Origin of the sequence: Polynucleobacter sp. MWH-P3-07-1 (genome assembly GCF_018687555.1) — a bacterium.
Classification (GTDB): Bacteria; Pseudomonadota; Gammaproteobacteria; order Burkholderiales; family Burkholderiaceae; genus Polynucleobacter.
Window position 1 is genome coordinate 575,956 of record NZ_CP061296.1, and the last position, 26,675, is coordinate 602,630.

Below are 26,675 nucleotides of genomic sequence, written 5' to 3' on the forward strand. Positions count from 1 at the left end.
TATTTTTCCGAAAACTTTAATTTATTTTTCATTTATTTTTAATAAGAGATATTTGAGCTAATGTTTTCTGCCCACTTACTTCTAGTGAGTGATCAAAAGCAGGGGAGCCAAAAAGTGTGGTCACGGCCTAGTGGCTCACGACAGGAAAAATCACCCAAGTGATTTAGCAGTCCCAACTGCGATTTTCTGTTTTGGGGGCGCAGCCCGCCGCGCGAGTAAAGCCGCGCAAAGATAAGAACAGAGTCGGATGATCACCCTAAGGTGAGATGGCCAGCGTACTCGTTTGAGGAGTATCCGAAAAGCGAGGCTGATTCTTGTCTTTGCGCGGCTTTAGACGGCGGCCTGCAAGCTGGCTTTTTCAGCGCGCAACTTTGTGAAGCTAAATTGGATGAGCGTCCAGCGTGAAGGGTAATTAAACTCCTTTGGAGCGCGTCCAGCGTGGCACAGCCATTAATTTACCGACCAATTGCCTTTAATGCATCTCTTTAGTGAGTGCAAATTCGATAGCATTTTTTTTTAAGAAGTAATAGCATTTTTGCTAGCATGTCCAAATGCTATGAATATGCCAGGAAATAATCGTGATTTAGAGGAGGAGTTGGCGATAAATTACTCGACTGAGTGATGCAGAATACTTTGCCAAAGTCCCTTTTATAGTAACTAGATTGCGCGCATGGCGTAGATTAAAATCATCCGAAGGGGTGACTCAACCCAATATGACAATTACAAAGGTTATTGCGCTGGCATTTGCAAATAGCGTTTTAAATAGTGTCATCAAATGCTGTCGTGATTATCGTAATAATCACGACACAGAGACGGATAGGAGTAGCATTAACACATGTTAAAACCTAATTCTTATATTCGGTTTCTCAAGTTGGTTGATGCATTAAATACTAAAAGTAGCATCCGCAAATTGGACTCTATTGAGGCCTTGCTTCTAAATTGCATCATGATCGATGACCAGGCCGGCCGTTCTTTTCTTGTCGGGGATCTGATTAATCTAAAATTATTGGGCTCTCAAGCTACTCTGCACAAACGAGTAACGAATCTTCGGTCACTTGGCTACATCAGCCTCATAGCTCAGAGTGATGCTCGCAAGAAGAGGGTGATACCAACAAAACTCTCGTACAAGAGGCTTGAATCTCTTTCAAGTTGTCTGGAGCGAGCTACAAAAGCTCTTACTTCTAGGACTTAAAGCGCTGACGCACTGTTTTTTCGACTGGGATTGCTTGCGCTCTCCCCCTGTTTTCTCTTTGTTGATCTTCTACCGCTTTTGCGAACTCAATCTCAGAAATTGCTTTTTGTTCAGCCTGCTTGCCTAGTTCTGAGGCTGGGATAACTTCGCCTAGGGCTTTAAGCGTATCAACGGTAGGTTTCCCCGTCTTAATTATTCCGGAAGGGGGATTCATCATTTTATGTAGTGTTGTCGCAAGGATCTTGCCATCTGCATCCAGGACTGATTCCTGTACTCCGAACCAGTTGTTGATGACTGTCGCACCTAGAGCCTCAATGCTCTCAAGAGTTCTGTAATAAATCGAATGTTCTTCTTGACCAGTTTTTGGGTTGATTCGTTTCGAAGAGTAGACGCGAATGGTGTTAGCTGGACTATTCATTATTAAAAAAGATCAATAACTAGCGGGCAATAGCTACTTGACCAGCAGCGATTATCTTAAATATTCTATCTAGCTCTGTTCCTATGCCCATTGAGCTTCCATCAGGCTTAGCTAGTGGCCAAGGCTTATTTAGATCCCAGTCAGCGGGCGATAGCCAGTGAGCCTGTTCTCGATCGGATACTGTCATTAACCATGCTTTCTCAGTCTTGCTTAACTTAGCTGCCTCTAATTGCTGCTTGCTTGATAGGCCAACAACCCACGTATTGATATCTTCATCGGAAGGTGCATCTATTGGCCGGCGCAATCGTAGTGAAACATACGCATCTCTTGTTCCAATCCAGACAAATGCATTCTGAGAATATTTATCGGATAAGTGCTCAGCTTGGCTCTCCGTAATGCCGAGAATCAGTACGCTATCTTCTTTTGGCCATTCTTCAGCTACATCCTGTCCGTAACCATCAATATATTTGAAACCAAGAGCAACTACATCGCGAATTAAGCTGGATTGAGCCTTTGCGTTGTCGACATCCGTGAACTTGTCGCTGTAAGGGTTGTGCGCAGTGATAAATGCAGCTGTAGTAACGCCTTGCGCGATAAGCAGTCTAGATAACTCAAGATTACTTTGCCCAACGAATAGGGCTAATGGCTTTGAGTCATTCACTACAAACTTAGCCTCGCGATAAGCGCGAATTAGGAATGGTGGGATACCTGAAATAGGTGAGGTCATACATTTCTCCTGTTTAGCCATTTTGACAAAAGTCTGGGTATGGCAATTCGGAATAACTCCACCCAACGGCTAAATCTTATATGGTGGATTCAACTACGAAGTGCAACTTTGAACAACTAGTTAAGGAGGCTAAGGATGTTTTAGTATCCAAAGCTTCTAGACCTGCAAGTCAAAGTAGCCATGACCTATCAACACCTTAGCCAAACTGAACGATATCAGATTTATATCCTCATGAAAGACGGAAAAACCCAAACTCAAATAGCCCAACTGATGGATCGGCATAAGTCGACCATTAGCCGAGAGCTTGCTCGCAATACGGGGCTCAAAGGTTACCGTCCCAAGCAAGCCTGCCTGTTGGCAGAAGAACGCTCATTAGGCTGCCGTAATGCCGCCCAAATAACAGCCGATCAATGGAATCAGACAGAAGATTGCCTCTTAGCTCAGTGGAGCCTCGTCCAAATTGCCAATCAGGTTGGCATTAGTCATGAGACCATCTACCGCCATGTCTACGCCGATAAAGCCGCTGGCGGCAATCTTTACCAGCAGCTGCGTTGCCAAAAAAAGCGCAAGAAACGCTATGCCAGCGGCCGTGATCGCAGAGGCCAAATAGTAGGTAGGCGGCCGATCAGTGAGCGCCCAGCGCACATTGAGACAAGATCCCAAGTCGGCCACTGGGAAGGCGATACTGTAATTGGAGCGGCCCACAAGCAAGCTGTTGTGACCTTGGTTGAGCGCAAGAGTGGCTATGCCGTTTTGGCTAAGGTCAAGAACAAGACGTCGGATTTAGTCAGTAGCGCCATCATCACTAAATTAAACGCCGTGACCCCACTCGTTAAAACCCTGACTTTTGACAACGGCAAGGAATTTGCCGAGCACGCCAGGATTGATACAGCTCTTCAATCAACGACGTACTTTGCGGATCCGTTTGCTAGTTGGCAACGTGGATCAAATGAAAACTTCAATGGTCTATTGCGGCAATACATCCCCAAAAAGAGACCGCTATCTACTGTGACCGATAAGGAGCTTAGAATGATCCAAGACCGTTTAAACAACCGACCTAGAAAACGATTAGGATTTAAAACCCCCAATGAAGTATTTATGCAGTCCTTAAACCGTGTTGCACTTCGTGTTTGAATCTACGTATCAATACTATTTTCTAATCAATCTAAATAGCTTAAGGACTACGAATACGGCAATGCTCACTACAAAGATAAATAGGAAAGAAAGTGGATACGAAACTCCAGCTACGATTGCGTCTTGATCGGTGTAATTCGGCGGAAGAATTCTATATTGATTCTTAAAGATATACGAGAGAGCGCATAAGATTACAAACAATATTATTGAATAGCGAAGGGATCTATCTGGTTTATTGATCATGAAAAACTCAGTGAGAGATGTTGCAGCGGTATTCGGGTCAAATCTTCTATATTTCGCAGGGCATCATCCTTGCAGTCTAGACGCATCCATAAACTTAGCTCCCTGTGGCTGCGCAATGCAGTAGCGATGCCATTCAAGTACGGCTCACTTTCTACTCGAAGGAAGACGGAGGCTATTAACTCATCTTTACTCCTGGTAAGAGTTAGTTCCTGGCAGCTATTTTTACCAGCAAACTCAGCATGCCCACAGTAAGCAACAATCTTTAAAGGTAGATCACTAAAGAGCTTTGCAGCATTGGGACAACTCTCGTTGGGCGGAGCGATTAATAAATCCGCTATCTCAAGCCAGGCGCCTTGTCTGTCGATCTCTCTAACTGCATTTTTGGCTATAGAGTCAAATACATAGGGGGTTAGTTCTGCTTCAATTAGCAACTTTTTGAAGATGAGACTAGCTTCGTTCATCACCATCCCTTCATTACTGGAGCTTGTGGAGCTTGGCGGGGAGTATTGATCGTGGTATTCGGCATAGCGGGGGCCGGGGTAGCCGTGGCAGTGCCTTGATAGGCGCCAGCGGGTGAGTAGTAGTTAGTCTGTCCGTTATCCACCTGAGAAGACCCAACGCTTTGTCCTTGGGGGGTATAAGTTGTAGTTACGCCACTCGGGGAGGTCTGCTGGTAGCCTTTGTAGGCTCCGTTAGCGTCATAGATTGCTTGTGCGCTGGCAATGACGGGGCTAAATGCAATTAATAAACCAATAACGTATTTCATGGAGGGCTCCAGGTTAGAAGTAGCTACTATCGCTAAAAAAAGATACGTATTTTTAGGTAATGAACTATTTATAGTTATTAGTCTAATCCGTTCCCCCTAAGTTAAACTAAAAACCAATAATTAATACTCAAAAGTGGGCTTATTTAACGCATGGCAATTAATCAGGCAAACATCCTTATCGATTTAGAAAAGCTCGTGAATCCAGTGGATAAGAAGGAGTTTGCTTATGGGTTCTTAACTGCATACGGCTATTCAAAGGCTACGATTACCCGATTACGCAGTTCCGATGGTAGAAACCTAGCAGCAAATCCTGAATTTGGTGAGATTGCCTTTAAAAAAGGCGTTTATTTCAAACCAGTAGAGCCCGGACATAATATTCACGAAATTGTTGACCATCTGAGAGTTAGCGCTGATGTAACAAGAAATAATATTAGATTCGTCATTGCAACAGATTGGATTGATTTTGTTGCCTATGATCTAAAAGCAGATGAGCGCCTAGAGTGCTTGCTGACCACACTCCCAGAGAACTACACGTTCTTTTTACCATTGGCTGGCTTTGAAAAAGCGACTATCTATTCAGAGAATCCAGCAGATGTTAAGGCGGCTGAGCAAATGGGGCGCCTCTTTGATTTAATTAAAGAGAAGAATCAGCCGAAGTCCCCCGAGGAAGTTCATGCTCTAAACGTCTTCTTAACTAGACTCTTATTCTGCTTTTTTGCTGAAGATACGGGGATTTTTGAAAAATCTCAAATGAGTAATTCGGTTGCCTCATTTACCAGCGAAGATGGATCAGACGTTGCGACGTTCTTCAAAGAATTGTTTGAGGTGCTAAATGAAAATGATAGCTCTTCGATTCGTAAATCCAAGCCCGCATATCTGAAAAGTTTTCCATATGTAAATGGCGGATTATTTAAGAGCAAAGTGCCCGTTCCAGAATTTGGCGCAAAAGCTCGCAGGGTTCTCCTAGATTGCAGCACTCTTAAGTGGTCTGAGATTAATCCTGATATTTTCGGCTCGATGTTTCAATCTGTTATCGACGAAGATCAGAGGGGTAACTTAGGACAGCATTACACATCGGTTACCAATATCATGAAGGTTATACAGCCTTTATTTTTAGACAAGCTGGAAGCTGCCTTAGAAGATTCAAAAAAGAGTGAGTCAAAACTAAAGACATTGCTGGATAGAATTTCGAAAATAAAAATATTTGATCCAGCTTGCGGTTCTGGTAACTTTTTGATTATTGCTTATAAAGAGTTGCGCAAAATTGAGATGGCTGTTTTTAAGGCACTTAATGAAGTGAGCGAGCAGGATGTGATGTTCATGAGCAACATTAAGCTATCTCAGTTTTATGGGATAGAAATTGATGACTTTGCTCACGAAATTGCCTTGTTGTCTTTATGGCTAACAGAGCATCAAATGAATCAAGCATTTAAGGGTGAGTTTGGTTATGCCCCCCTTCCTTGCCCCTTAGGGATTCTGGCAACATAGCATGTGACAATAGTCTGAGGTTGGATTGGGATAAGTTCTGTACAAATATTGCATCAGAAGTGTACGTCTGCGGAAACCCGCCGTTCTTGGGCTCTAAGAATCGCTCCGAGGAGCAGAACAATGATATGGATGAAGTCTTTAGTGATTTTGAAAAGCATCGCTATCTTGATTTTGTTGCCTGTTGGTTCTGGAAGGGTGCGCAATATATTGCAGGCACAAATTCTGAGCTTTCATTTGTAGCCACGAATTCTCTATGCCAAGGCGAGCAGGTTGCATTGTTATGGCCAAGGATTTCTACTCTGAATATATCAATGCATATAGCCTACCAATCCTTCCCCTGGAAAAATAATGCAAAAAATAATGCGGGTGTACACGTTGTAATTATTGGCCTCTCGTGTTTTGCAAGGAAAAAATTTATATTTAGCAATCAAAAAGATATTTTTTTATCAAAAGAGGTTTCTGAGATAAGCCCATATTTACTTGAAGGAAATAATAGCTATGTAATTAGCAGGGCTAAACCTTTATGTAGTGTGTCTCAAATGGTTTATGGAAATAAACCTGTTGATGGCGGACACCTGATACTGGATAAAAGACAATACGAGTCTCTTATAGAATCCGAGCCAAGCTCTAGAAGATGGATCAAAAGATTATACGGAGCCGATGATTTTCTTAATGGAAAAGAGCGATATTGTTTATGGCTATTGGGTATATCGTCTGATGAAATCAATTCCATGCCAGAAGTATTACGTAGAGTTGAGCAGGTGAAGTTGACCAGGCTTGCCAGCCCGAAGGCCGCAACCAGAAAGCTCTCAGAGGTTCCCCATTTATTTGGCGAAATTAGACAGCAAATGGGCGGGCACTATATCTTGATACCTAGAGTTTCTTCAGAACGACGAATCTATATGCCAACTGCTTTTCTGGATTCTGAAATTATTTCTACTGATGGAAATCAAACAATTCCCAATGGAACTCTCTATGATTTTGGAATCATAAATTCGTCAATGCATTTAGACTGGATGAGAACAGTTTGCGGACGACTGGAAAGTCGATTTAATTATTCCGCCACAATTGTTTACAACACTTTTCCTTGGCCAAATGCATCATCGATACAAAAGAAGGAAATAGAAAGTCTCTCTGAGAAGATTTTACTGGTACGAGAGAATTTTCCTCAAAAAACTTTAGCTCAATTATATGATCCAGACTTAATGCCTGCCGAATTGCTAGAGGCTCATCAAGCCCTGGATGTTGCGGTTGAAAAGCTCTATCGAGAGAGGCCATTTAAAGGCTCTTCTGAGCGTCTTGAGCACTTATTTAAACTTTATGAGAAATTAACCTCCAACAATTCTGATAATCAAGCTAATGGTGAATTATGGTAGATCTAGTTAGAGTTGAATACGCCCAAACAGGCAAGAGCTCATCGCTTAATCCGATGGGGATGCGTGAAATGCAAGCCCGTGCATACGAGGCTAGATATGCGCAATACTTGCTATTAAAGGCGCCACCAGCATCTGGAAAATCACGAGCCTTAATGTTCCTTGGTTTGGATAAGTTAAAAAATCAAGGGATTAAGAAGGTAATTGTCTCTGTACCTGAAACTTCTATCGGCAGCTCATTCAAAGACGTGAAGTTAACTAACGATGGCTTCTTCTCTGATTGGCATGTTGAGGATAGAAATAATCTATGCGTTGGCGGAGAGTCTGGAAAAGTAAACGCTTTCATAGCATTTCTCAGGCATCCAACAGATGAGATCTTAGTATGCACTCATGCAACATTACGATTCGCATACGAAAAGCTTACCCCGTCCGACTTTAACGATACATTAGTTGCTATTGATGAATTTCACCACGTCTCTGCGGGTGAAGAAAGCAAATTAGGGCAACTCATTGACGGCCTCATTAAGGGCTCAAACGCCCATATCGTAGCGATGACCGGCTCATATTTCCGCGGTGATGCTGTACCTATCTTGCTCCCTGAAGATGAAGCCCTATTCAAGCAAGTTACATATTCTTACTACGAACAATTAAATGGCTATCAATATCTCAAGTCTCTTGGCATTGGTTACCACTTTTATAAAGGGCGTTACCTCGAGGCCTTGCACGAGGTTCTAGATCCGAATAAGAAAACTATTATTCATATTCCCAACGTAAATGCTATTGAGTCTACAAAAGACAAGTATCGGGAAGTTGATGACATCTTAGGTGTCATCGGTACTGATCCAGTTAAGAACTCTCAAACTGGAATAATTACGATTACGGCCCCCAACGGAAAAATACTTAAAGTTGCCGATCTGGTTGATGACAATGAGATGCGACCTGAAGTTCAGAAATACTTAAGAGGTGTTGAGTCAGCAGATGATATTGACATCATCATTGCCCTGGGTATGGCTAAAGAAGGTTTTGATTGGCCGTGGTGCGAGCATGTCTTAACTATTGGCTATCGCAGCTCAATGACGGAAATTGTTCAAATTATTGGACGCGCTACTCGTGATTGTAAAGGCAAGTCTCATGCTCAATTCACGAACCTAATTGCGCAGCCAGACGCTGAAGATGGAGACGTTAAGGTCTCTGTAAACAATATGCTCAAGGCCATAACAGTTTCACTGTTGATGGAAAACGTATTAGCACCAAACATTAACTTCAGGCCACGCTCAAGACTGTTGCCTGACGAGCAATTGCCTCCCGGCACTGTCATCATTGAGGATGTAACAGCCCCTGTCTCCGATAGCGTATTACAAGCCCTAGATAACTTAGATAATATCAGGGCCGCATTGATTCAAAAGCCTGAAGTAGCTGCGGCAGCCGTAGTCCAAACTCCGCCAGAGGTGATTAATGAGTATGAGCTCCCTAAAATCATTGAAACAATGTATCCGGATCTCACCCCTGCCGAAGTGAATACTGTTAAAGAGGCAATTCTTACCCAAATGGTTGTGCAAAATGGCGGAGGTTTATTTGAAGGTGGAGACTTGCCGCCTGGTGCAGAAATATTTGTTCCGCCTGGCACTAAAACACACACAGGCGATCCTGTGGATGTAAATAGCCTGCCCAAAGCTGGTCAGCAGTTCGTAAAAATGGGCAATAAGTTCATCAATATCGAACATCTAAATATTGACCTCATTGGCCAAGTCAACCCTTTCCAAGGAGCCTACGAGATTCTTTCAAAAGCATTTACTGCTGAAATGCTTAAATCCATCCAGGAGGTCGTTGTTGGGATGCGTGCAACGGTTACCGACGAAGAGGCAGTTATTTTTTGGCCGAAGATTGAGGAGTTCTTTAGAGAGCACGGCAAAGAGCCGAGCATTACTTCTAGCAATCTTTTAGAGAAGAGGTATGCAGAAGTATTAGCGTTCATGAGGCGTAAAAAACAAGAGGGTATGAGTAAGAATGGTGATTAAGCATGATGGCGCCAATGGCACTAAAAGGCTGACGCTAGATGAAATATTCGATAGGCCAGATGAGTTTGGTTTATTGATCGTAAAACAAAAATCAAGCTCCTCTCCAAAATCCATTGAAGCTGCTAAGTTCGAAGAGATTAATCAATTTATTGATAAGAACCAAAGACTCCCAGAAGTTGATGCAGACAACATTATGGAGAAGCAGCTTGCACATAGATTCAATAGCTTTAAAAAATCCAATGTATCTGAGGCAATACGAGCCTTAGACAGACACTCAATCCTTCCGCCAATAGCTGAAGCTGCGGTAGAAAGTGAACCAGCACCGATAAAAAAAGAAGTCACTTCTATCTCAGATATATTAAGTTCGGATAGTTTGGGATTACTCAATACACCTGATCTAGGTATCTTTGACTTAAAGCATGTGCCCGCAATACCAAGAGAAATGCCGGATGAAATTGCGGAGAGAAAGAGATGCGAGGATTTTTATAAGTTCCAATCGATTTTTAGGCAGTCTCACGAGAGATTAGATACTCGTCAGGTTGAGGTTATACCGTTCAAGCAGGGCTCCCAAATCAACGAGGGGGATGTGTTTATCCTGCGCGGAATGCTTTGTCTAGTTGATGAAGTAGGTGAATTTAGTAGCTCTAGTGAGCCATACAACCCGCGCTTAAGGGTTATTTTTGAGAATGGTACCGAGTCCAACTTGCTACTTCGATCCCTTGCCGCAGCCCTTTACAAGGATGAGCACGGACGTAGATTGCTAGGTAGTGCAGAAGATGTTGAAAAGAAACTCAACAATATTACCCATAAAGACAAGCGCTCGGGTGTGGTTTATATCGTTAGAACGTTAAGCGAGAATCCGGTTCTAAAGAATGTGCCAAATTTATACAAGATTGGTTATACAGAGCTAACTGTTGAGGAGAGAACCAAGAATGCTGAGCGAGATACGGCATTTCTTGAGTCGCCCATTAAGATTGTTGCCTCTATTGAGTGCTTCAATATGAACCCCCAAAAATTTGAGAGCCTAATTCATGCCTTTTTGGCTGCTCAACGCCTGGTCATGGAGTTGACGGGCAGGGATGGAAGGAAATACCACCCCAAGGAGTGGTTCTCAGTTCCGCTGGATACCGCAAGGGAGGTCATACGACGAATTATTGATGGAACCATCATTCAATATCGTATTGACAATACAACCGGCCAAATAATTCAGAAAAATAACCTGCTACCAAAATAAGCGACGTCTGATCTAAAACGTTTTAACTGCTGGCGAATCGGTGGCTCGAAATAATTTGCCTATCAATAATAAGGACTAGTATCAACAGTATTACCTAGAAAATTGGGTCCACGCATCAGTTTTGACTTGAAAGCGACCCGATCAATGCTTAAATTTCTACTATTAACTCCGTTATTGCTTGTTTTTGGTTGTGCAACACACGTTGTTAGCTCATCCCCGCGCTCTGTAGTTGTTGAATCCCAATCTCTAAATGCAGCTGAGGCTCAGACTCAGGCGGATCAAGAATGCGCAAAGTATAAAAAGTTCGCTCAAATGACTTCAAAAGGGAGTTACTGGGAGCGAAATTACATCTTCACTTGTGTTGATTGATCTACGGCTTTATTTAGGCTGAACTGGCCGGCTCCAGACTCCATAAAAGGGAAAGTAAATGGGATTTATCAATAGGCATCGCAGACCTGCTTCATATTCACTATTTGGCAAGCCGAAAAAATCAAATACCAAGAAAGCTGAAGCGCCAAGCTCAACAGGATCGTCGGGGACGCGTCCGGGGCTTTTGGTTATGGTTGCATTCGCTGTAATTTCCGTCATATTAATAGTCATCTTTAGTGGCAATACTCCGCCCAAGGTTATGCGTGACAAGACTCTGGGGGAAATGTCGGCCTCTGAATATGCCACTTATTTACAGGAAGAAAAGCAGGGAGTAACACTTAGGTTTTCCGATCCGGCAGAAAAGGCACGCTACATCAGAGAATCCAAAGAGGTCATGGGCAACTTAAGGGGTGCGGAATACAGGTTAAATGACATCTCTTCTAATGAATCAACGAAAGCGCGGCAAGAGCGATATGAAAACGCTCTTGAGGCAGTCAAGGAATTTAACAAAACCTATCGGCCTCTAGTTGAGGCGCATTAAGAGCAATAAGAAGCTTTGCATAAAAAGTGCTCTAAATCTGCATAATAGAACTAGTAGCAAACCAATAGAAACAAGGGGTTACGAGCCCCTGATGACTAATTCTATTATGCAAATTAATACTTGTAAGTCATTAATTTATATGAAGAAAGTGTCACTCAAGTACATTGGCTACGAACCAAGGGGTCGTGGGTTCAATTCCTGCCAGCCGCACCATACTACATAAGGGTCTCCCGTCAGGGAGGCCCTTTCTATTTGCATAATAAAATGAATTTTGCATAATAGAATCTACTTTTTAGGTCTCTATTGCCTAATTTACCGCCTGCAGAGCCATATAGAATATGAGCCCTCTATTAATCTTGCTTTAATTGGCTTGCATAATAGAATTAATCTGCATTTTAAATTTCCCACAATTATTTTCTTCAATCTCCCAAGAATTAAGTCCCATGCTTTGGTGATTATTTTTGTTATTTTTAATTGCATCACGACTACATATGGCCGCTTTTGTATCTAGAGCAGTCTTTCAAAGTAGGTGATTTTTAGGGTTCTGACGGGCAGAGAACGGCCAATAACGGCCTGTCGAAACTTTATGGTCTACTCTTAAATAACAAATTTAATGATTCGGAATATTGAGCGGAATCAATTGCTTTTTCATCCATAAATACGCTTTGTACACTAAAGCCGGGTATGACCAATCCAAAGAGGGCTACGGATAGCTGTTGAGTATTTTTATTCTTTTTCATCTTGCCTTTTTTCATTAAGAGAATAATTTTTTGCTCTAAGCCGCTACGAATCTGTTCAAAGTAGATCAACATGGTTTTACGTACCTCAGGTTCAACCATCGACATTGACCATACATGAAACGCAATCCCCTTACCGGGACCTTTGGTAATTTCTTCGGCAAAACTGGCTAACTCTTCAATGATCTCTAATAAGCTCAAATCACGCGCATCGGATTCTTTGAGAATGGTCTCGATACGATCACTGAATCGACCTAGGTTCTGCTCAGTAATAAGTTGAACAATTTCTTCTTTGGCTTTGAAGTGGTGATACAAGTTTCCACGGGAACAGTCTGCGGCCAATTGAATATCTTTCATGGAGGTGCCAGCAAAGCCTTGTTTGGCAAAGCAGGCCCGAGCCGCCATCAAAATCTTCTCTCTGCCTTTGATAAGGTCTTCTTTTGTGGCATTTAGTAGACGCTTTTTAAGCGTGGTGCCTTGACCTGTTCTAGCAACAGGAGAGTTTGATTTATGTAGGGGTTTGGATACTTTTTGCTTACTTGCCATAGTCACTTTCTCTCAAAACCGACCGCTTGATTCAAATTTAGTAATTGTTCCCAGTATTAGCCTTAGTAGCCTTATTCGGCTACCCTTCATGGCTAAACCGCTTAAAAAACCGACCGCTTGATCCTAAAAATTAAATTGACCTTAGTTTATATATATATTTTAATCGCATTAGCTCTAAAGCAAATAGCTTTGAGGCTAATATTTGACATAAATAAACCTAAGGAAAAACATGTCTAAGATATCCAAATATTGTGTTGCTGCTGCAATACTTTTTCCTGTACTTGCTTTTGCTGGTGGTGGTTATGGAGGCGGTGGAAATGTAAAGTCTGCTGCAGTGCAAAATACTGTAGTCACTTCCGCTTCTGGTGGGGGTACAGCGGTAGCTGGGGGTCTTGGTATCGCCTACGCCGGTCGTACGCCAATTGCCGGTAGTATTGGTGCCGCTCAATCTGATACTAGCAAATGCATGAGCCCATGTACTGCAGCTGCAGCCGTTAACACAACCACTGTATCTACTAATGCGTCTGGTCTTCATTCTCTGAGGGGTTTATATCCAGCTAAGATTGTCTCTATTGGCGTTGTAACTAACTTAGCCCCAATTGCACCAAATTAAGCCAACTTATCAAGTGTTGTGCCCAGTAGTCCTCACGGATTAATGCTTAGGTATCTCTTTGCCCTTTTTTGTTTGTTGATTGCACATCATGCAGTTAGTCAAACTGCAAGCACAGTCGGGACAGCCTCTGGGACTGCGAATTCATCTTTGGGGACGCAGGCCTTAAGTAATAGCTTTAGCACTACAACCAATGCATATTCGAGTGGAGCTGTTGCTTATTCCGGCTCATATACTGCTAGGACTACCGGCGCAGCAATGTTGGGTGGTTTTTCAGGCTCATTTAGCTCGGATTATTGTGGTGCAACTGCTCAAGCCGGTGTTGGTGGAATTGGTTTTTCTTTTGGTGCTGGCGGTCCGGTAATCGATAACGGCTGTTTAATGCTTCGCAGTTTTGAGCGAATACAGCAAGCAGCCTCAGCACTTGGCCCCAGCGATCCTGAAGGAGCGGCCTTATTGAGGAGTGCATCTTTAGAGGTATTGGCAGAAGTTGATCCTAGGATTCGTAACATTTTTGTTAACAAAGGTCTCATAGTTTCTCCGGAAGTAAAAGCACTTGCCTCTAACGGCAGTTCGCTTGTTGGAGCGGATCCTCAGTTGGGGAAGGATCTCACGGTAAAACAAATTCGGCCAATTAATCAACCAGCAATTTCCTCGATTAACAAGACTGGGGCTGATGAAAATGAAACTAGCAAAATGAAATCTTCAGCTGCATTTGCAAAATAGTTTAATTATTTGAATAAGTTGGACTTCTTCTGCTACTAATATAAAGACCACTACATGAACTGACCCCTGGGGTCAGTTCATTCGGGTGGTTTTTCTTTGATAGTCTGCTTTGGGTCGGACTCTGCCGATTAGACTTGGATAGGGTGATGGCCTGCTTTGGATTTAAAAGCCGCCCGATGTATTCTTTGCGCGTCCAACATTGAGTGTGAGTCTGAAGGAAAGGGCTAACTCTTACTGCCAATTTAAATGCACTAAAGAAAAGGGAATGCTTGCATAAAAAAGTGCTCTAAATCTGCATAATAGAACTAGTAGCAAACCAATAGAAACAAGGGGTTACGAGCCCCTGAGCGCCAATTCTATTATGCAAATTACTACTTGTAAGTCATTGATTCATATAGATAAAGTGTCACTCAAGAACATTGGCTACGAACCAAGGGGTCGTAAGTTCAAATCCTGATAGCCGCTCCAAATATGAGAACCTCCTGTCCGCATCCTTAATATCTCTTCCTTATTAACCATCGTGCTTATAGCGCCCGGTGGTTCAGTAAACCAAATGCCCCACAGCAAAGAAAAACCAGTCTTACGCCAAGTTATTACAACCTCGAACGGGGTCTTAAGGGTTAAGCTAAGTCCTGAGGGTCCGAATTTGGTCGTCTTTACCTTGGAGTTGATGTGGCAGGAGAGGTTGCGACGGCTGGTTAATCTCTTACTTTCGGCTTACTTAAGCCTAGAAAAGTAAAAAGGCTTTCAAGCCGATTGACCTGAAAGCCTTATATATACTGGTTGCGGGGGCAGGATTTGAACCTACGACCTTCGGGTTATGAGCCCGACGAGCTGCCAGACTGCTCCACCCCGCGTCTGAGCCTTAGATTCTACCATTTTTCCCCGCACCCTGTCCAGCTACCCCGCCGTACTTGGTCTAAGGCTACCCTAAAAGATTGCGTTTTTGACTGGCTAAAGCGCCTTATTTCAGGAGTAATATATCGCCACGCAGCATGATGATCATCAATCTCCTTGGGAAGACCTATGTCAGTTAGCAAACCTGAATTTTCAGAATCTGATCTACTTAATCCAGTAGCAATTGAATATGCCGAAGTAAATAAAAAGAGTGGGCTTGCTACCTTAGCACTGGGTGCAATAGGAGTTGTTTTCGGAGATATCGGTACCAGTCCGCTTTATGCGCTTAAAGCCTGCTTTGACCCCACAACTGGGATTCCGATGACACAAGAATCCATTTTTGGCGTGATCTCGATGGTCTTTTGGGCCTTCATCGTTGTGGTCTCTTTAAAGTACGTGTGGTTTGTGATGCGCGCCAATAACCATGGAGAGGGCGGCATTCTGTCATTGATGGCCCTAGCGATGAGAACCTCCAGAACGGATACTAAGAGAGGCTTTCTTTTAATTCTGATTGGCGTCCTCGGGGCCTGTCTTTTTTACGGCGATGCTGTAATTACACCTGCGATTTCTGTTCTTTCGGCAATTGAAGGGACGGTAGTTGTCTCTAGTGACTTTACCCCTTATGTGCTTCCGATCACGATTGCGATTTTATTTTGCCTATTTTTGATTGAAAAGAAGGGCACCTCGGTGGTTGGCGCTTTATTTGGACCAATCATGTTGGTTTGGTTTTCGATCATCGCCCTAATGGGGCTTTACCAAATTCAAGATGCCCCACAAATTCTGCAGGCATTAAACCCCATATACGCCATTACCTTCATGTCCAAAGACGCCACGATTGCATTTGCTGTTACTGGTTCCATCTTTTTGGTGTTGACTGGAGCGGAGGCACTCTACGCAGATATGGGCCACTTTGGTATTCGCCCCATTAAGCTGGCTTGGTTCGCATTGGTGATGCCATGTTTATTGTTGAACTATCTGGGACAGGGCGCAATGTTATTAACGCATCCTGAGACCATTTCAAACCCTTTCTTCTTGATGGTTCCTGAAGCCTATACCTTTGCATTGGTGATATTGGCTACCATTGCTACTGTCATCGCATCTCAAGCCTGTATTTCTGGGGCTTACTCAATGACGAGCGAGGCGATTTTGTTGGGCTTTTTGCCTAGAATGAAAATTCTATTTACTTCTGCCAAAGAAAAAGGCCAGATCTATGTTCCATTCATTAACTGGATGCTTTGCTTTGTAGTGATCGCTATTGTTTTGTCATTCAAAAAATCTGACAATCTTGCTGCTGCTTACGGAATTGCTGTTTCCACCACGATGTTGATGACGACGATTTTGGTGGCAGTTGTGATGAAGTCGGTTTGGAAATGGAATCCTATTTTCATTGCCCTTGTCATCGGTACATTTCTGATTGTTGATTTCGGCTTCTTCGCAGCCAATCTCGGTAAGGTACTTGAGGGCGGCTGGTTCCCCTTGGTGATTGGTTCAATCTGCTTCTTACTGATGATGACTTGGTATCAAGGGCGTCAAATTGTTCGTAAACGCCTTTTGGATGATGGTATTCGTCTCGATACCTTCATTACTAGCCTGCTAAAAAATCCTCCACATCGTGTTGAAGGCACCGCAGTCTTCTTGACTGCTCATGTGGATTACTTGCCGGTTTCCTTTTTGCACAATCTCAAACATAACCATGTCTTACATGATCGGGTGTTCTTCCTCAAGATCAGCATTTGGGATGTGCCCTATGTTGCTGATGAAAAGAGGCTCACCTTAAAGGAGCTTGGCCCCAATATTTATGTTGTCCGTGCAGTCTACGGCTTCAAAGAGACGCCAGACTCTAACCAAATTCTCGACTTGCTTGAAAGTCATTTCGGTATGAAGATTGATAGGATGAATACCTCTTATTTCTTATCGAGAGATACGATTGTTCCAACCGAGCTACCAGGTATGGCAATTTGGCGCGAAGTGCTCTTTGCTTGGATGTACCAGAATGCTGGCAGACAATCCGACTTCTTCAGAATTCCAGCAAACCGTTTGGTTGAGTTGGGTTCAAAGGTTGAGATTTGACGAAACTGACTGGCCTGCGCTTAAGGGTATTTCTACTCTTTGCTTCTTGCTGCCTTAGTGCTCTGGCATTCGCAACGCCCGAGGAGGAGGCTCAGCTTGACTCTCTCGATAAAATCGATCAGCAGCTTGAGCTGCAGCGTGATTGGGCCAAGTATCGCTGGGAAAAAGCGCAAAACGAATGCTATAAGCATTACTGGGTGAGCTATTGCCTCAGTAGTGCCCGCTCCGATTATCGTAAGGCAATTGATCCTATCGGCACTCAACAAGTTGCCCTGCATGCTGAGCAAAGAAAGATCCGCGAGAGCGTAAAGGATCAACGAGATGCTCAAAAAATCGCTGATCGAGCTTCCCCAGAAAAAGCTGCTGAACGAGCTGAAAACAAGCAGAAGTATGAGCAAAAGCAAAAAGACGCTGCAACGAGGGCAGCAGATTTAGAGCAACGCCGCAAAGATGCACCCAAGCGTTCTCAAGAAAACAAAGCTGGCACTCAGCTTGATTAATCTGTAAATACTTTCATCCTTTTTATTAGGTTATTCCTTGGCTAAAGCTAAAACGATTTATATCTGTCAGTCTTGTGGCGGCACTTCTGCCAAATGGCAAGGGCAGTGTCCTGCTTGTCAGGCTTGGAACACCATGGAGGAGGGGCTTCCAGAGTCCAGCACGCCATCCCGTTTTCAGGGCTTAGCCCAATCCTTGCCCAGACAAAAACTGGCGGCAATTACTGCGGAAGATTTGCCCCGCTTTAGCACGGGAGTTGAGGAGTTTGATCGGGTGCTCGGCGGCGGCTTAGTTCCGGGTGGTGTCGTTTTGTTGGGCGGTGACCCTGGTATCGGTAAGTCAACTCTGTTACTCCAAGCTTTGGCCGAGATGAGTTCGGCCGGCATGCATGTGCTGTATAGCAGTGGAGAAGAATCTGCTGCGCAAATTGCATTGCGGGCTAAACGGATTGCTTTAGATGCGCCTGCGCTTGAAGTGCTGGCTGAGATTCAGTTGGAAAAACTATTATCAATTATGGAAACAGTGAAGCCTCAAGTGCTGGTAGTAGATTCCATTCAAACTCTGTATTCAGAAGCCTTCAGCTCTGCGCCAGGTTCGGTTGCTCAGGTTCGCGAGTGTGCTGCGCAACTTACTAGAGCTGCTAAATCTAGTGGGATCTGCGTTTTGATGGTGGGGCACGTGACGAAAGATGGCCATCTTGCTGGGCCTCGAGTCCTAGAGCACATTGTGGATACGGTTTTGTATTTTGAGGGAGATACCCACTCTTCATTTAGATTGGTGCGCTCGATCAAGAATCGCTTTGGTGCCGTCAATGAACTCGGTGTTTTTGCGATGACTGAAAAGGGTCTGCGGGGCGTATCGAATCCATCAGCGATTTTCTTGTCACAGCACGAGCAGATGGTGCCCGGCGCTTGTGTCTTAGTGACTCAAGAAGGCACAAGACCGCTCTTGGTAGAGATTCAGGCGCTCGTCGATACTGCGCACATTCCTAATCCAAGAAGATTGGCGGTGGGTCTAGAGCAGCATCGTTTGGCGATGTTGCTGGCAGTCTTGCATCGTCATGCTGGAGTCGCTTGTTTTGATCAAGATGTATTTCTGAATGCAGTCGGCGGAGTCAAAATTACTGAGCCTGCTGCTGACTTGGCGGTATTGCTAGCCATTCAATCCTCCATTCGTAATCGCGCACTGCCAAAAGAGTTGATTGTCTTTGGCGAAGTAGGTTTAGCAGGAGAGATTCGTCCTTGTCCTCGTGGTCAGGAGCGACTCAAGGAGGCTGCTAAATTAGGCTTTAAGTTGGCGATTATTCCAAAAGCCAATATGCCCAAGAATAAAATTCCAGGACTCAAGGTGATCCCTGTAGAGAGAATCGATCAGGCAATTGCTGCGGCGAATGAGCTTAGTTAAGCTAGTAGATCTTCTGCCTGAATGAGTAAGACCTGCTGATCACCTGCTGAAACCTCCATCCAAATTACTGGGATTTGCGGAAAGGCATTCTTAAAGTGTTCATATTCATTGCCAATTTCAAGCAGAAGTGCGCCACGATCAGTTAAATAATCTGGAGCGCCAGCAATAATCTTTCTAATTAAATCCATACCGTCTTCACCACCCGCTAGCGCAAGAGCAGGTTCAGCCAAGTATTCTGCGGGGAGCTTACTCATTGAATCAGCATTGACATAAGGAGGGTTGCAAATGATGAGGTCAAAACGATCCTCTTCATTGGGCTCAGGCAATGCTTCCCACAGGTCGCCATTGAGCAAATCAATCTGCTCGCTTAGACCATGACGATCTAGGTTACGTGAAGCTAAAGCCAACGCTGGTAGGCTGATATCGCAAGCGCTTACCTGAATATCGGGACAGGCCAAGGCCAGCAAAATCGCAAGTGAGCCGTTGCCAGTGCAAAGATCAAGAGCCCGGCCATCAGCAGGCAACCAGGGCTCAAGATCTCCATTGACGATCAATTCTGCAATCCACGAGCGCGGCACGATGCTCTGTTCGTTGCTATAAAAAGGGACACCCATTAACCAGGCTTCCCCCAAGAGGTAGGCGAGTGGTTTTTGTGAATCAATTCGGCGTTGTGCCAGCTCAAGGGCTTTTGCATGGCTCTCGGCAGTAATCACTTGCTCAAGTTGATCTAGGGCATCGGTGGGACTGAGATCTAGTTGCTTACTAACAATCCAAAGGGCCTCACTTTGAGCATCGCTGGCTCCATGTCCGTAATGGAGCTTTGCTTTTTCCAGTAACTGAGCGACTTGCTCAATACTGTGATCGACTGTTAGTTGGGGCTGAGGCTCAGGGTCCATGATCGAGAGTGTATTGAAGAGGGAATAGCTTAAGCAACCAATTGCTCAAGTGTGAGACGGTAAATATTTTTGAGTGGCTCCACATCATCCACATTGACGCACTCATCGATCTTATGGCTCGTGGCATTGATAGGGCCGAATTCAACTACTTCTTTGCAGATTTTCGAGATGAAGCGAGCATCGCTGGTTCCACCAGTAGTCGATAGTTCTGTTTCTATATGCACTTCTTTTTGAATAGACGAGCGCAAGGCATTGGCTAGCGCGCCATCGCCAGTCAGAAATGGACTTGCACCGAGATGCCAGTCAAGCGCATAGTCCAGATTCTCCGATTGAAGAATCTGCTCTACTTTTGCCTGCAATTGTTCAGGAGTGCTTTCAGTAGAGAAGCGGAAATTGAAATCAATTTTCAACTCGCCTGGAATGACGTTATTTGCGCCAGTTCCAGCATGAATATTGGAGATCTGAAAACTGGTGGGTTGGAAGAAAGTATTTCCCTGATCCCACTTTGTCTCACTTAACTTTTGAATTGCCCCTGCCGCTAAGTGAATCGGATTTTTACCTAAATGAGGATAAGCAATATGAGCCTGGACCCCTTTGACGGTTAGCTTGCCGGAGAGGGATCCGCGGCGACCATTCTTAATCATGTCACCGAGTTGATCAACGGAAGTTGGTTCGCCTACGATGCAGTAGTCCAAATTTTGTTTATCTCGTTTGAGGCGCTCACACAAAATCACAGTGCCATCATGGCCGGGACCTTCTTCATCGCTAGTGATTAAAAAAGCAATTGAGCCAGCGTGATGAGGATGAGCGGTAATAAATTCTTCGGTAGCAACCACAAAGCTAGCAAGCGAGGTTTTCATATCGGCAGCTCCGCGGCCGTATAAATAACCATCACGAATCGTCGGGGTAAAAGGGTCGTTAGTCCATTTTTCGAGAGGGCCAGTAGGGACTACATCGGTGTGCCCAGCAAAGACAAAGACTTTGCCCTGGTCACCTAACTGCCCTTTTTTGATTGCCCACAAATTGGTGACTCTGAAGTCATCTGGCCCGCTCACAATGCTCTCAGTATGAAAACCAAGCGCTTGCAGACGCTGGGCAATCAGCTCTTGGCAGCCACCATCGGCTGGGGTGACTGATTTGCAGGCGATCAGTGCTTCGGTGAGGTCAAGGGCTGCGCTCATCGTAATTTAGTCGCGGAGCAATTCGTTAATAGCAGTTTTGGCGCGGGTTTGCGCATCCACTTTTTTCACAATGATGGCTGCATAGAGGCTGTACTTTCCATTGCTCGCTGGAATAGAGCCCGGCACCACTACTGAACCGGCTGGCACACGACCGTAATGCACTTCACCCGTCTCGCGATCATAAATTTTGGTGCTTTGACCAATGTAGACGCCCATCGATAAAACGCTATTCTCTTCAATCACTACACCCTCGACTACCTCGGAGCGAGCACCGATAAAGCAGTTGTCTTCAATGATGACGGGGCCGGCTTGAATCGGCTCTAAAACACCGCCAATGCCAACGCCGCCAGAGAGGTGGACATTCTTACCAATTTGCGCGCATGAGCCCACGGTTGCCCAGGTATCGACCATTGTGCCTTCACCAACATAGGCCCCAATATTCACGTAAGAGGGCATTAAAACAGCGTTCTTGCCAATAAAGGAGCCACGGCGAGCTATGGCAGGTGGAACGACTCGAAACCCGCCTGCAGCAAAGTCTGCTTCAGTGTAGTTCTCGAACTTGCTGGGAACCTTGTCATAGAACTGGGTATAGCCGCCAGCAGCCATTGGCTTGTTGTCTTCGAGGCGAAAGGACAATAGGACAGCCTTCTTTACCCACTGATTAACCTCCCACTTACCGACGCTTTGACGTTCAGCAACCCGAATGGTCCCTGAATTAAGGCCTTCAAGCACGGCATTCACAGCCTGGCGGATATCTGCAGAAACGGCCTGTGGAGAGAGGTTGGCGCGGTTTTCCCAGGCTTGTTCGATGGTGTTTTGGATGGATTGGCTCATGCTTTTTAGTTAACTATAGGATTGTTAAGGGATTTTGCCCTGAATGTCGATTTATCATTATATCGATGGGCCAAAAACGGGTGTAAACACCCCCAAGCTTGCTATCATCATCCCACCTTAGCTGTAAATTTTTGACCCTTTATTTAAACCCCTTTTTATCCTGCAAAGTACGCCGTGCATCTGAAATCCATCAAACTTTCCGGCTTTAAGTCATTCGTAGATCCAACCCATTTTGAAATGCCGGGACAGTTAATTGGGGTGGTTGGCCCAAATGGTTGCGGAAAGTCCAACATTATTGATGCGGTTCGTTGGGTTTTAGGTGAGTCTCGTGCGAGTGAGCTGCGTGGCGAATCGATGCAGGACGTTATTTTTAATGGCTCCGGTTTACGTAAGCCAGCTGGTCGTGCCAGTGTCGAACTAATTTTTGATAATTCAGATGGACGCGCACAAGGCCAGTGGGGCGCATTTACTGAGTTATCAGTCAAACGCGTGTTGACCCGCGATGGCAACTCGAGTTACTACATCAACAATCAAGTAGTGCGTCGTAAAGACATTCAAGATATTTTCTTAGGCACCGGCATGGGTCCAAGAGGGTACGCCATTATTGGTCAGGGTACGATCAACCGCATCCTAGAATCCAAGCCTGAAGAGTTGAGAGTCTTCTTGGAGGAGGCTGCAGGGGTTTCTAAATATAAAGAACGCCGCAAAGAAACTGCATCCCGACTGGAAGATACCAAAGAGAACCTTACCCGGGTTGAAGATATCCTGCGTGAACTCGATCAACAACTCACCCGCCTTGAGAAGCAGGCGACTGTAGCTGAACGCCATGCCCAGCTGTCTGGAGAAATGAAATCACAGCAGCAGTTGTTGTGGTTTGTGCGCCAAACTGAAGCTGGTAAAGAGCAGGAGCGTCATGCTAATGCGATTCGAGATACTCAAGTCAGCTTAGAAGAGCAGACAGCTAAGTTAAGGCATGCAGAGACCCAGCTAGAAGTGATGCGCACCGAGCAATACGCATTGCAAGATAAGGTTTCTCAAGCGCAGGGCGATCTTTACCAAACCAATTCAGATATCGCTCAAGTAGAGTCACAAATTCGATATGTGCAAGAAGGTCGTCAACGTCTTGCACAACAAATTCAGGATTTGCAGTCGCAACTTCAGCGTTGGACTGTGCAAGAGACGGATGCTGCACAAGCCCAACGTACCGCTGAACATGAACTCGCTGCGACTTCAGAAAAAGAACAGGCTTTGGTAGCCGATTTGAATGGCTTGCAAACCCAGTTACCTGGGCGCGAAGCGTCATATCAATCAGCGGTTCAAGCGCTGAATGTTGCCAGAGATAGTTTGGCAATAATTGAGCAGCGCTTAGCGAGTTTGGGTGAGCGCACGAAGGCATTGCTAGCAAAACAAGCAGAATTACAGAATCGTACAAGTCGACTAAATGCCGAGTTAGATGGGATGCGCAAGCCTGACCCTGAGGCCTTGCAGATGGCTTTGGATCGTCAAGTGATGGCTCAGCGTAAGGTGGAAGAGTCTAAGCAACGCGCCCTTGAAACTCAACAGCGTGTACCTGCCGCCGATGAAGCGCGTAACGCTGCGCAACAACAAATTCAGACAGCTAATCAAGACCTCGCTCAGACTGAAGCTAAGCTGACTGCGTTGACAGCTTTACAAGCCAGCGTGCAGGCGCAGGGGAAGATTGGACCTTGGTTGGAAAGTAAGGGTCTTAAAGAAAGTAAACGCCTCTGGCAGGAGCTGAAGGTCGAGTCTGGATGGGAAACTGCCTTAGAGTCCGTATTGCGCGAACGTCTTGCAGCAGTGACTGCGAAGAGTGTGCAAGAGACGCTGGCATTAGCAAATGATGCGCCACCAAGTCGCCTCGCAATCTTATTAACTGAAGAGATTGCACCCGCCACCTCTCCAGTTCCGGCTGATTTCATTGCCTTGGTTTCTCGGGTGCAAAGCGCAGGGGCACCTCGTTTATCTACTGTTTTACAAGAATGGCTTGATAAGATTTATATCGCCGATAGTCTTGAAGATGCATTGCGTCGCCGTGAAAAACTCCCAGCGGGTGGGGCATTGGTAACGCAACAAGGCCACCTAGTCAGCCGCGTTGGCGTTCAGTTATACGCAGCAGATTCTGAGCAGGCCGGAATGTTGGCTCGCGCTCAAGAGATGGAAGGTCTTGAGAAACAACTACGTGCTCAAAAATTGATCCAGAGCGAACTCCAGGGTGAGATGGATCAGTGCATTGCAAATTATCAAGCAGCACATCAGGCGGCTGAACAAGCCCGCCTCAATGCTGAGCATGCAGTCAATGAGGCTCATGGCTTTGAAGTGGAGAGGATGCAACTGACTCAAGCTGAAGAGCAATACAGTCAAAGAGCTGCACAGATTCAGAATGATTTAGGCGAGTTGGCCAAGCAGCTTGAGCAGCTCACGGCCGAGCAAAACCAGGCAACTCAAGAGTTGCAGACTTCGGAGAGCGCCAAGCAAGACCTTCAACATAAGCTATCTGAAGCGAATCAACAACTAGAGCTTGCCAGTCAGCAGCGCGATCAACTTCGTGAAGCCTTGCGTGCTGCTGAGATGTCAGCCCAAGAGGCCGCTTTTGCAACACGCTCTCTTCAGCAGCGGATTGCAGACTTACAGCGCGATCAAAGTACTGCGCGTACCCAGATCATGGAGATTCAAGATAAGAATGCTTTAGCAGAGGATGAGCTCAAGGGCTTAAGTGACGAAGCTGCCCAGGAGCAATTACAAGGTCTATTGCTGACACGCAGCGAAAGAGAAGCTTTGTTGGCTGCTGCAAGAACGGAGCAGGATGCTTTGTTGCATACGCTGCGCGAAGCAGATGAGGAGCGTCTCCAGATTGAGCGCACCCTACAGCCAATGCGCGATAAGGTGGTGGATCTGCAGTTACGAGAGCAAGCAGCTCGTTTGAACTTCGAGCAGTTTGCCACCTTATTATCAGACGCTGAAGCGGACTTAATTGCGCTCGAAACCAGTTTTAGTCCAGACCTCAAGGTTGGAGCCCTGCAAACCGAAGTGAATCGCTTAAATACCGAGATTCAGTCGCTGGGCCCAGTCAATATGGCAGCCTTAGATGAGTTAGCAAGCTCTCGCGAGCGTAAATCATTCTTAGATGCGCAGTCAGCAGACTTGAATGAAGCAATGCAAACCTTGACTGATGCGATTGCCAAGATTGATGCTGAAACACGTGATTTATTGCAAGGTACCTTTGATGAGGTGAATAAGCATTTTGGCAGATTGTTCCCAGAGCTATTTGGTGGTGGTCACGCCGAGTTAGTCATGACTGGCGAAGAAATCTTAGATGCTGGCGTTCAGGTTATGGCTCAGCCACCCGGTAAGAAGAACAGCACGATCTATTTATTATCTGGTGGAGAAAAAGCCCTTACTGCAATTGCCTTGGTTTTCTCTCTCTTCTTGCTCAACCCAGCCCCATTCTGTTTACTCGATGAGGTTGACGCGCCATTGGATGATGCGAATACCTTGCGCTATGCTGAAATGGTTGCCAGGATGGCAGATAAGACGCAGTTTGTCTTTATTTCACATAACAAGATCACCATGGAAATTGCCCATCAACTGATTGGTGTCACGATGCAAGAGCAGGGTGTATCCCGCATTGTTGCGGTCGATATCTCTTCTGCGGTGTCGATGGTAGAGGCGGCCTAAGTGTTCCTAGAGCAGATCATGACAAGCTTGGGTTTGTCAGACTTGCAGTTTGCTTTAGCAGTTATTGGTCTAGGTATTTTGATCCTGGTTGCATTGCTCAATTTGCGATATGCGCACCTCCGTAAAAAAGCAAAAACTAAGCATGCGCTAGAAAAACGTTTTGCCCCTGGATTTGCAGATCCCAACTCTACTCCGGTTGAGTTTGAACAAGAGCAGACTCAAGCCCCAATCATGCCGAGCCCGGAGGTGGCATCAATCGACCCGAGAATTGACTGCGTTATTTCTTTGCGTTTTGATGAACCCATTAGCGGCCAAGAAATTCTGAAAGAAATGGATGACTGGCAAAATATTCCAGGTCCAGCAGGGGCTCAATGGATGTGTGAGGGCTTAAATGCGAATGCACATGAGATGGAGACTTGGGAGCCTCTTCAGAGCGAGGCAATGTACTCTGAATTGCAACTAGCGATTCAGCTAGCGAGTCGGCGAGGCCCAATTGGGGTTTTGGAGCTATCGGATTTCTGTTCGCACGTCCAACTGCTTGCCGAAACCTTGGGCTCCCAAATTGATATGCCAACTGTTAGCACGATGCTAGAGAGTGCCGCAGAGCTTGATCGAATGGCGGCGGAGAGTGACATTCAGCTCAGCATTAATGTGGCATTTGATGAGCCCTGCTCTTGGAAAGATTTGGCGATTATTTTGCGTCAAAGAGGCTTTCAATTAAGTCGTAACGGACGATCCTATGAATTTGGCGGGCCTGAAGCCCTATTATTTAAAAGTGCCGAGCTCGTTCCCAATGAATTGGTGAAGCAATTTACTTTATTGTTGGAGTTTCCATTGGTACCTGAGGCCTCGCGCGCATTTGAAAGAATGTTAGCCGAAGGTGTCGCCATCGCTCAAACTGCGCATGGTCGTCTAGTTGACGATAGTGGTATGAATTTGAGTGAAGCAGCGGTAGCGAGTATTCGCCAGCATTTAGATGCTCTCTATATCAAGTTGGATCAGAGTGGCATCCCTGCTGGCTCATCCACTGCTATTAGGTTATTTAGTTAAGGAAGCGCTTTGTCGTCTAATCATCCG

The 26,675-nt window shown here is 45.2% G+C and carries 20 protein-coding genes, 1 tRNA gene and 1 pseudogene; 13 read left to right on the plus strand and 9 right to left on the minus strand.

The genetic code is table 11. The features are described 5' to 3' along the window. Window positions 1-1,181: 1,181 nt before the first annotated feature. A complete protein-coding gene (locus ICU98_RS03065) occupies window positions 1,182-1,610 on the minus strand; it encodes a hypothetical protein (RefSeq protein WP_215352700.1) in 429 nt (142 codons plus the stop codon). A gap of 19 nt (window positions 1,611-1,629) precedes the next feature. Then, entirely contained in the window at window positions 1,630-2,337 is a 708-nt protein-coding gene (locus ICU98_RS03070) for a DUF3293 domain-containing protein (RefSeq protein WP_215352701.1), read from the minus strand. Between the two features lie 180 nt (window positions 2,338-2,517). On the opposite strand from ICU98_RS03070, the gene ICU98_RS03075 reads away from it, so the two are divergent. Next, complete coding sequence (locus ICU98_RS03075) at window positions 2,518-3,471, plus strand: IS30 family transposase (protein WP_215352702.1); 954 nt, start codon at window positions 2,518-2,520, stop codon at window positions 3,469-3,471. Window positions 3,472-3,710: 239 nt separating this feature from the next. On the opposite strand, the gene ICU98_RS03080 is transcribed toward ICU98_RS03075, so the two are convergent. Together ICU98_RS03080 and ICU98_RS03085 are read right to left on the minus strand one after the other, a co-directional pair. Beyond that, window positions 3,711-4,175: a hypothetical protein gene (locus ICU98_RS03080; RefSeq protein WP_215352703.1), complete on the minus strand. Its 465-nt coding sequence runs from the start codon at window positions 4,173-4,175 to the stop codon at window positions 3,711-3,713. After that, the gene (locus tag ICU98_RS03085; protein ID WP_215352704.1) at window positions 4,175-4,480 is read right to left on the minus strand and encodes a hypothetical protein; all 306 of its coding nucleotides are present in this window, start codon (window positions 4,478-4,480) and stop codon (window positions 4,175-4,177) included. Before ICU98_RS03085 ends, ICU98_RS03080 begins: the two co-directional genes overlap by 1 nt. 264 nt (window positions 4,481-4,744) lie before the next feature. Here ICU98_RS03085 and ICU98_RS08970 point away from each other — a divergent pair. The 5 genes and pseudogenes from ICU98_RS08970 to ICU98_RS03110 all read left to right on the plus strand — a co-directional run. Beyond that, a pseudogene (locus tag ICU98_RS08970) lies at window positions 4,745-7,005 on the plus strand (type IIL restriction-modification enzyme MmeI); the annotation flags it as partial. Then, window positions 6,985-7,344: a type IIL restriction-modification enzyme MmeI gene (locus ICU98_RS08975; RefSeq protein WP_371818444.1), complete on the plus strand. Its 360-nt coding sequence runs from the start codon at window positions 6,985-6,987 to the stop codon at window positions 7,342-7,344. The pseudogene ICU98_RS08970 and the gene ICU98_RS08975, both read left to right, overlap by 21 nt. Beyond that, entirely contained in the window at window positions 7,338-9,359 is a 2,022-nt protein-coding gene (locus ICU98_RS03100; RefSeq protein WP_215352707.1) for a DEAD/DEAH box helicase, read from the plus strand. The genes ICU98_RS08975 and ICU98_RS03100 overlap by 7 nt, the downstream gene beginning before the upstream one ends. Then, on the plus strand, window positions 9,349-10,593 hold the full coding sequence (locus ICU98_RS03105; RefSeq protein WP_215352709.1) for a GIY-YIG nuclease family protein: 1,245 nt from the start codon (window positions 9,349-9,351) through the stop codon (window positions 10,591-10,593). Before ICU98_RS03100 ends, ICU98_RS03105 begins: the two co-directional genes overlap by 11 nt. A gap of 427 nt (window positions 10,594-11,020) precedes the next feature. Beyond that, the gene (locus ICU98_RS03110) at window positions 11,021-11,503 is read left to right on the plus strand and encodes a hypothetical protein (protein WP_215352710.1); all 483 of its coding nucleotides are present in this window, start codon (window positions 11,021-11,023) and stop codon (window positions 11,501-11,503) included. Window positions 11,504-12,087: 584 nt separating this feature from the next. Here the strand turns inward: ICU98_RS03110 and ICU98_RS03115 are convergent. Continuing rightward, entirely contained in the window at window positions 12,088-12,786 is a 699-nt protein-coding gene (locus ICU98_RS03115) for a TetR/AcrR family transcriptional regulator (protein WP_215352712.1), read from the minus strand. 229 nt (window positions 12,787-13,015) lie between these two features. Between ICU98_RS03115 and ICU98_RS03120 the strand changes: the two genes are divergently transcribed. After that, a complete protein-coding gene (locus tag ICU98_RS03120) occupies window positions 13,016-13,399 on the plus strand; it encodes a hypothetical protein (RefSeq protein WP_215352714.1) in 384 nt (127 codons plus the stop codon). Between the two features lie 42 nt (window positions 13,400-13,441). Beyond that, window positions 13,442-14,122, plus strand: coding sequence for a hypothetical protein (locus tag ICU98_RS03125; protein WP_215352715.1), 681 nt, complete (start codon window positions 13,442-13,444; stop codon window positions 14,120-14,122). Between the two features lie 780 nt (window positions 14,123-14,902). On the opposite strand, the gene ICU98_RS03130 is transcribed toward ICU98_RS03125, so the two are convergent. Further along, window positions 14,903-14,979, minus strand: a tRNA-Met gene (locus ICU98_RS03130). A 169-nt stretch (window positions 14,980-15,148) separates the two neighbouring features. Between ICU98_RS03130 and ICU98_RS03135 the strand changes: the two genes are divergently transcribed. Genes ICU98_RS03135 through radA form a run of 3 tightly spaced genes read left to right on the plus strand, consistent with a single transcriptional unit; the run spans window position 15,149 to window position 18,991 of the window. Next, window positions 15,149-17,089, plus strand: a complete 1,941-nt coding sequence (locus tag ICU98_RS03135) for a potassium transporter Kup (protein ID WP_215335406.1) — start codon at window positions 15,149-15,151, stop codon at window positions 17,087-17,089. After that, window positions 17,086-17,589 (plus strand): hypothetical protein, encoded by a 504-nt coding sequence (locus ICU98_RS03140; RefSeq protein WP_215352717.1) that lies wholly within the window; start codon window positions 17,086-17,088, stop codon window positions 17,587-17,589. Before ICU98_RS03135 ends, ICU98_RS03140 begins: the two co-directional genes overlap by 4 nt. Window positions 17,590-17,626: 37 nt before the next feature. Further along, complete coding sequence (radA, locus tag ICU98_RS03145; protein ID WP_215352718.1) at window positions 17,627-18,991, plus strand: DNA repair protein RadA; 1,365 nt, start codon at window positions 17,627-17,629, stop codon at window positions 18,989-18,991. On the opposite strand, the gene prmB is transcribed toward radA, so the two are convergent. From prmB to dapD, 3 genes are read right to left on the minus strand one after another with little or no spacing between them, the layout of a single operon-like run. Continuing rightward, on the minus strand, window positions 18,988-19,887 hold the full coding sequence (gene prmB / locus ICU98_RS03150; RefSeq protein WP_215352720.1) for a 50S ribosomal protein L3 N(5)-glutamine methyltransferase: 900 nt from the start codon (window positions 19,885-19,887) through the stop codon (window positions 18,988-18,990). The two genes, radA and prmB, sit on opposite strands and share 4 nt — an antisense overlap. A 29-nt stretch (window positions 19,888-19,916) precedes the next feature. Beyond that, complete coding sequence (gene dapE, locus ICU98_RS03155) at window positions 19,917-21,068, minus strand: succinyl-diaminopimelate desuccinylase (RefSeq protein WP_215352721.1); 1,152 nt, start codon at window positions 21,066-21,068, stop codon at window positions 19,917-19,919. 6 nt (window positions 21,069-21,074) lie between these two features. Then, window positions 21,075-21,902 (minus strand): 2,3,4,5-tetrahydropyridine-2,6-dicarboxylate N-succinyltransferase, encoded by an 828-nt coding sequence (gene dapD, locus ICU98_RS03160; protein WP_215352722.1) that lies wholly within the window; start codon window positions 21,900-21,902, stop codon window positions 21,075-21,077. 174 nt (window positions 21,903-22,076) lie between these two features. On the opposite strand from dapD, the gene smc reads away from it, so the two are divergent. Together smc and ICU98_RS03170 are read left to right on the plus strand one after the other, a co-directional pair. Continuing rightward, on the plus strand, window positions 22,077-25,598 hold the full coding sequence (gene smc, locus ICU98_RS03165; protein ID WP_215352723.1) for a chromosome segregation protein SMC: 3,522 nt from the start codon (window positions 22,077-22,079) through the stop codon (window positions 25,596-25,598). Beyond that, window positions 25,599-26,648 carry a cell division protein ZipA C-terminal FtsZ-binding domain-containing protein gene (locus ICU98_RS03170; protein ID WP_251365376.1) on the plus strand — a complete coding sequence of 350 codons (1,050 nt, stop codon included), beginning with the start codon at window positions 25,599-25,601 and terminating at the stop codon, window positions 26,646-26,648. The last annotated feature ends 27 nt before the right edge of the window (window positions 26,649-26,675 follow it).

What these genes read in the sequence shown, in the direction of transcription:
- dapD (WP_215352722.1), bottom strand. Translation starts at nt 21,902, where the DNA reads ATGAGCCAATCCATCCAAAACACCATCGAACAAGCCTGGGAAAACCGC.
- ICU98_RS03135 (WP_215335406.1), top strand. Translation starts at nt 15,149, where the DNA reads ATGTCAGTTAGCAAACCTGAATTTTCAGAATCTGATCTACTTAATCCA.
- ICU98_RS03075 (WP_215352702.1), top strand. Translation starts at nt 2,518, where the DNA reads ATGACCTATCAACACCTTAGCCAAACTGAACGATATCAGATTTATATC.
- ICU98_RS03100 (WP_215352707.1), top strand. Translation starts at nt 7,338, where the DNA reads ATGGTAGATCTAGTTAGAGTTGAATACGCCCAAACAGGCAAGAGCTCA.
- ICU98_RS03105 (WP_215352709.1), top strand. Translation starts at nt 9,349, where the DNA reads ATGGTGATTAAGCATGATGGCGCCAATGGCACTAAAAGGCTGACGCTA.
- ICU98_RS03080 (WP_215352703.1), bottom strand. Translation starts at nt 4,175, where the DNA reads ATGAACGAAGCTAGTCTCATCTTCAAAAAGTTGCTAATTGAAGCAGAA.
- ICU98_RS03120 (WP_215352714.1), top strand. Translation starts at nt 13,016, where the DNA reads ATGTCTAAGATATCCAAATATTGTGTTGCTGCTGCAATACTTTTTCCT.
- ICU98_RS03065 (WP_215352700.1), bottom strand. Translation starts at nt 1,610, where the DNA reads ATGAATAGTCCAGCTAACACCATTCGCGTCTACTCTTCGAAACGAATC.
- ICU98_RS03125 (WP_215352715.1), top strand. Translation starts at nt 13,442, where the DNA reads ATGCTTAGGTATCTCTTTGCCCTTTTTTGTTTGTTGATTGCACATCAT.
- prmB (WP_215352720.1), bottom strand. Translation starts at nt 19,887, where the DNA reads ATGGACCCTGAGCCTCAGCCCCAACTAACAGTCGATCACAGTATTGAG.
- ICU98_RS03085 (WP_215352704.1), bottom strand. Translation starts at nt 4,480, where the DNA reads ATGAAATACGTTATTGGTTTATTAATTGCATTTAGCCCCGTCATTGCC.
- ICU98_RS03070 (WP_215352701.1), bottom strand. Translation starts at nt 2,337, where the DNA reads ATGACCTCACCTATTTCAGGTATCCCACCATTCCTAATTCGCGCTTAT.
- ICU98_RS03115 (WP_215352712.1), bottom strand. Translation starts at nt 12,786, where the DNA reads ATGGCAAGTAAGCAAAAAGTATCCAAACCCCTACATAAATCAAACTCT.
- dapE (WP_215352721.1), bottom strand. Translation starts at nt 21,068, where the DNA reads ATGAGCGCAGCCCTTGACCTCACCGAAGCACTGATCGCCTGCAAATCA.
- ICU98_RS08975 (WP_371818444.1), top strand. Translation starts at nt 6,985, where the DNA reads ATGAGAACAGTTTGCGGACGACTGGAAAGTCGATTTAATTATTCCGCC.
- ICU98_RS03110 (WP_215352710.1), top strand. Translation starts at nt 11,021, where the DNA reads ATGGGATTTATCAATAGGCATCGCAGACCTGCTTCATATTCACTATTT.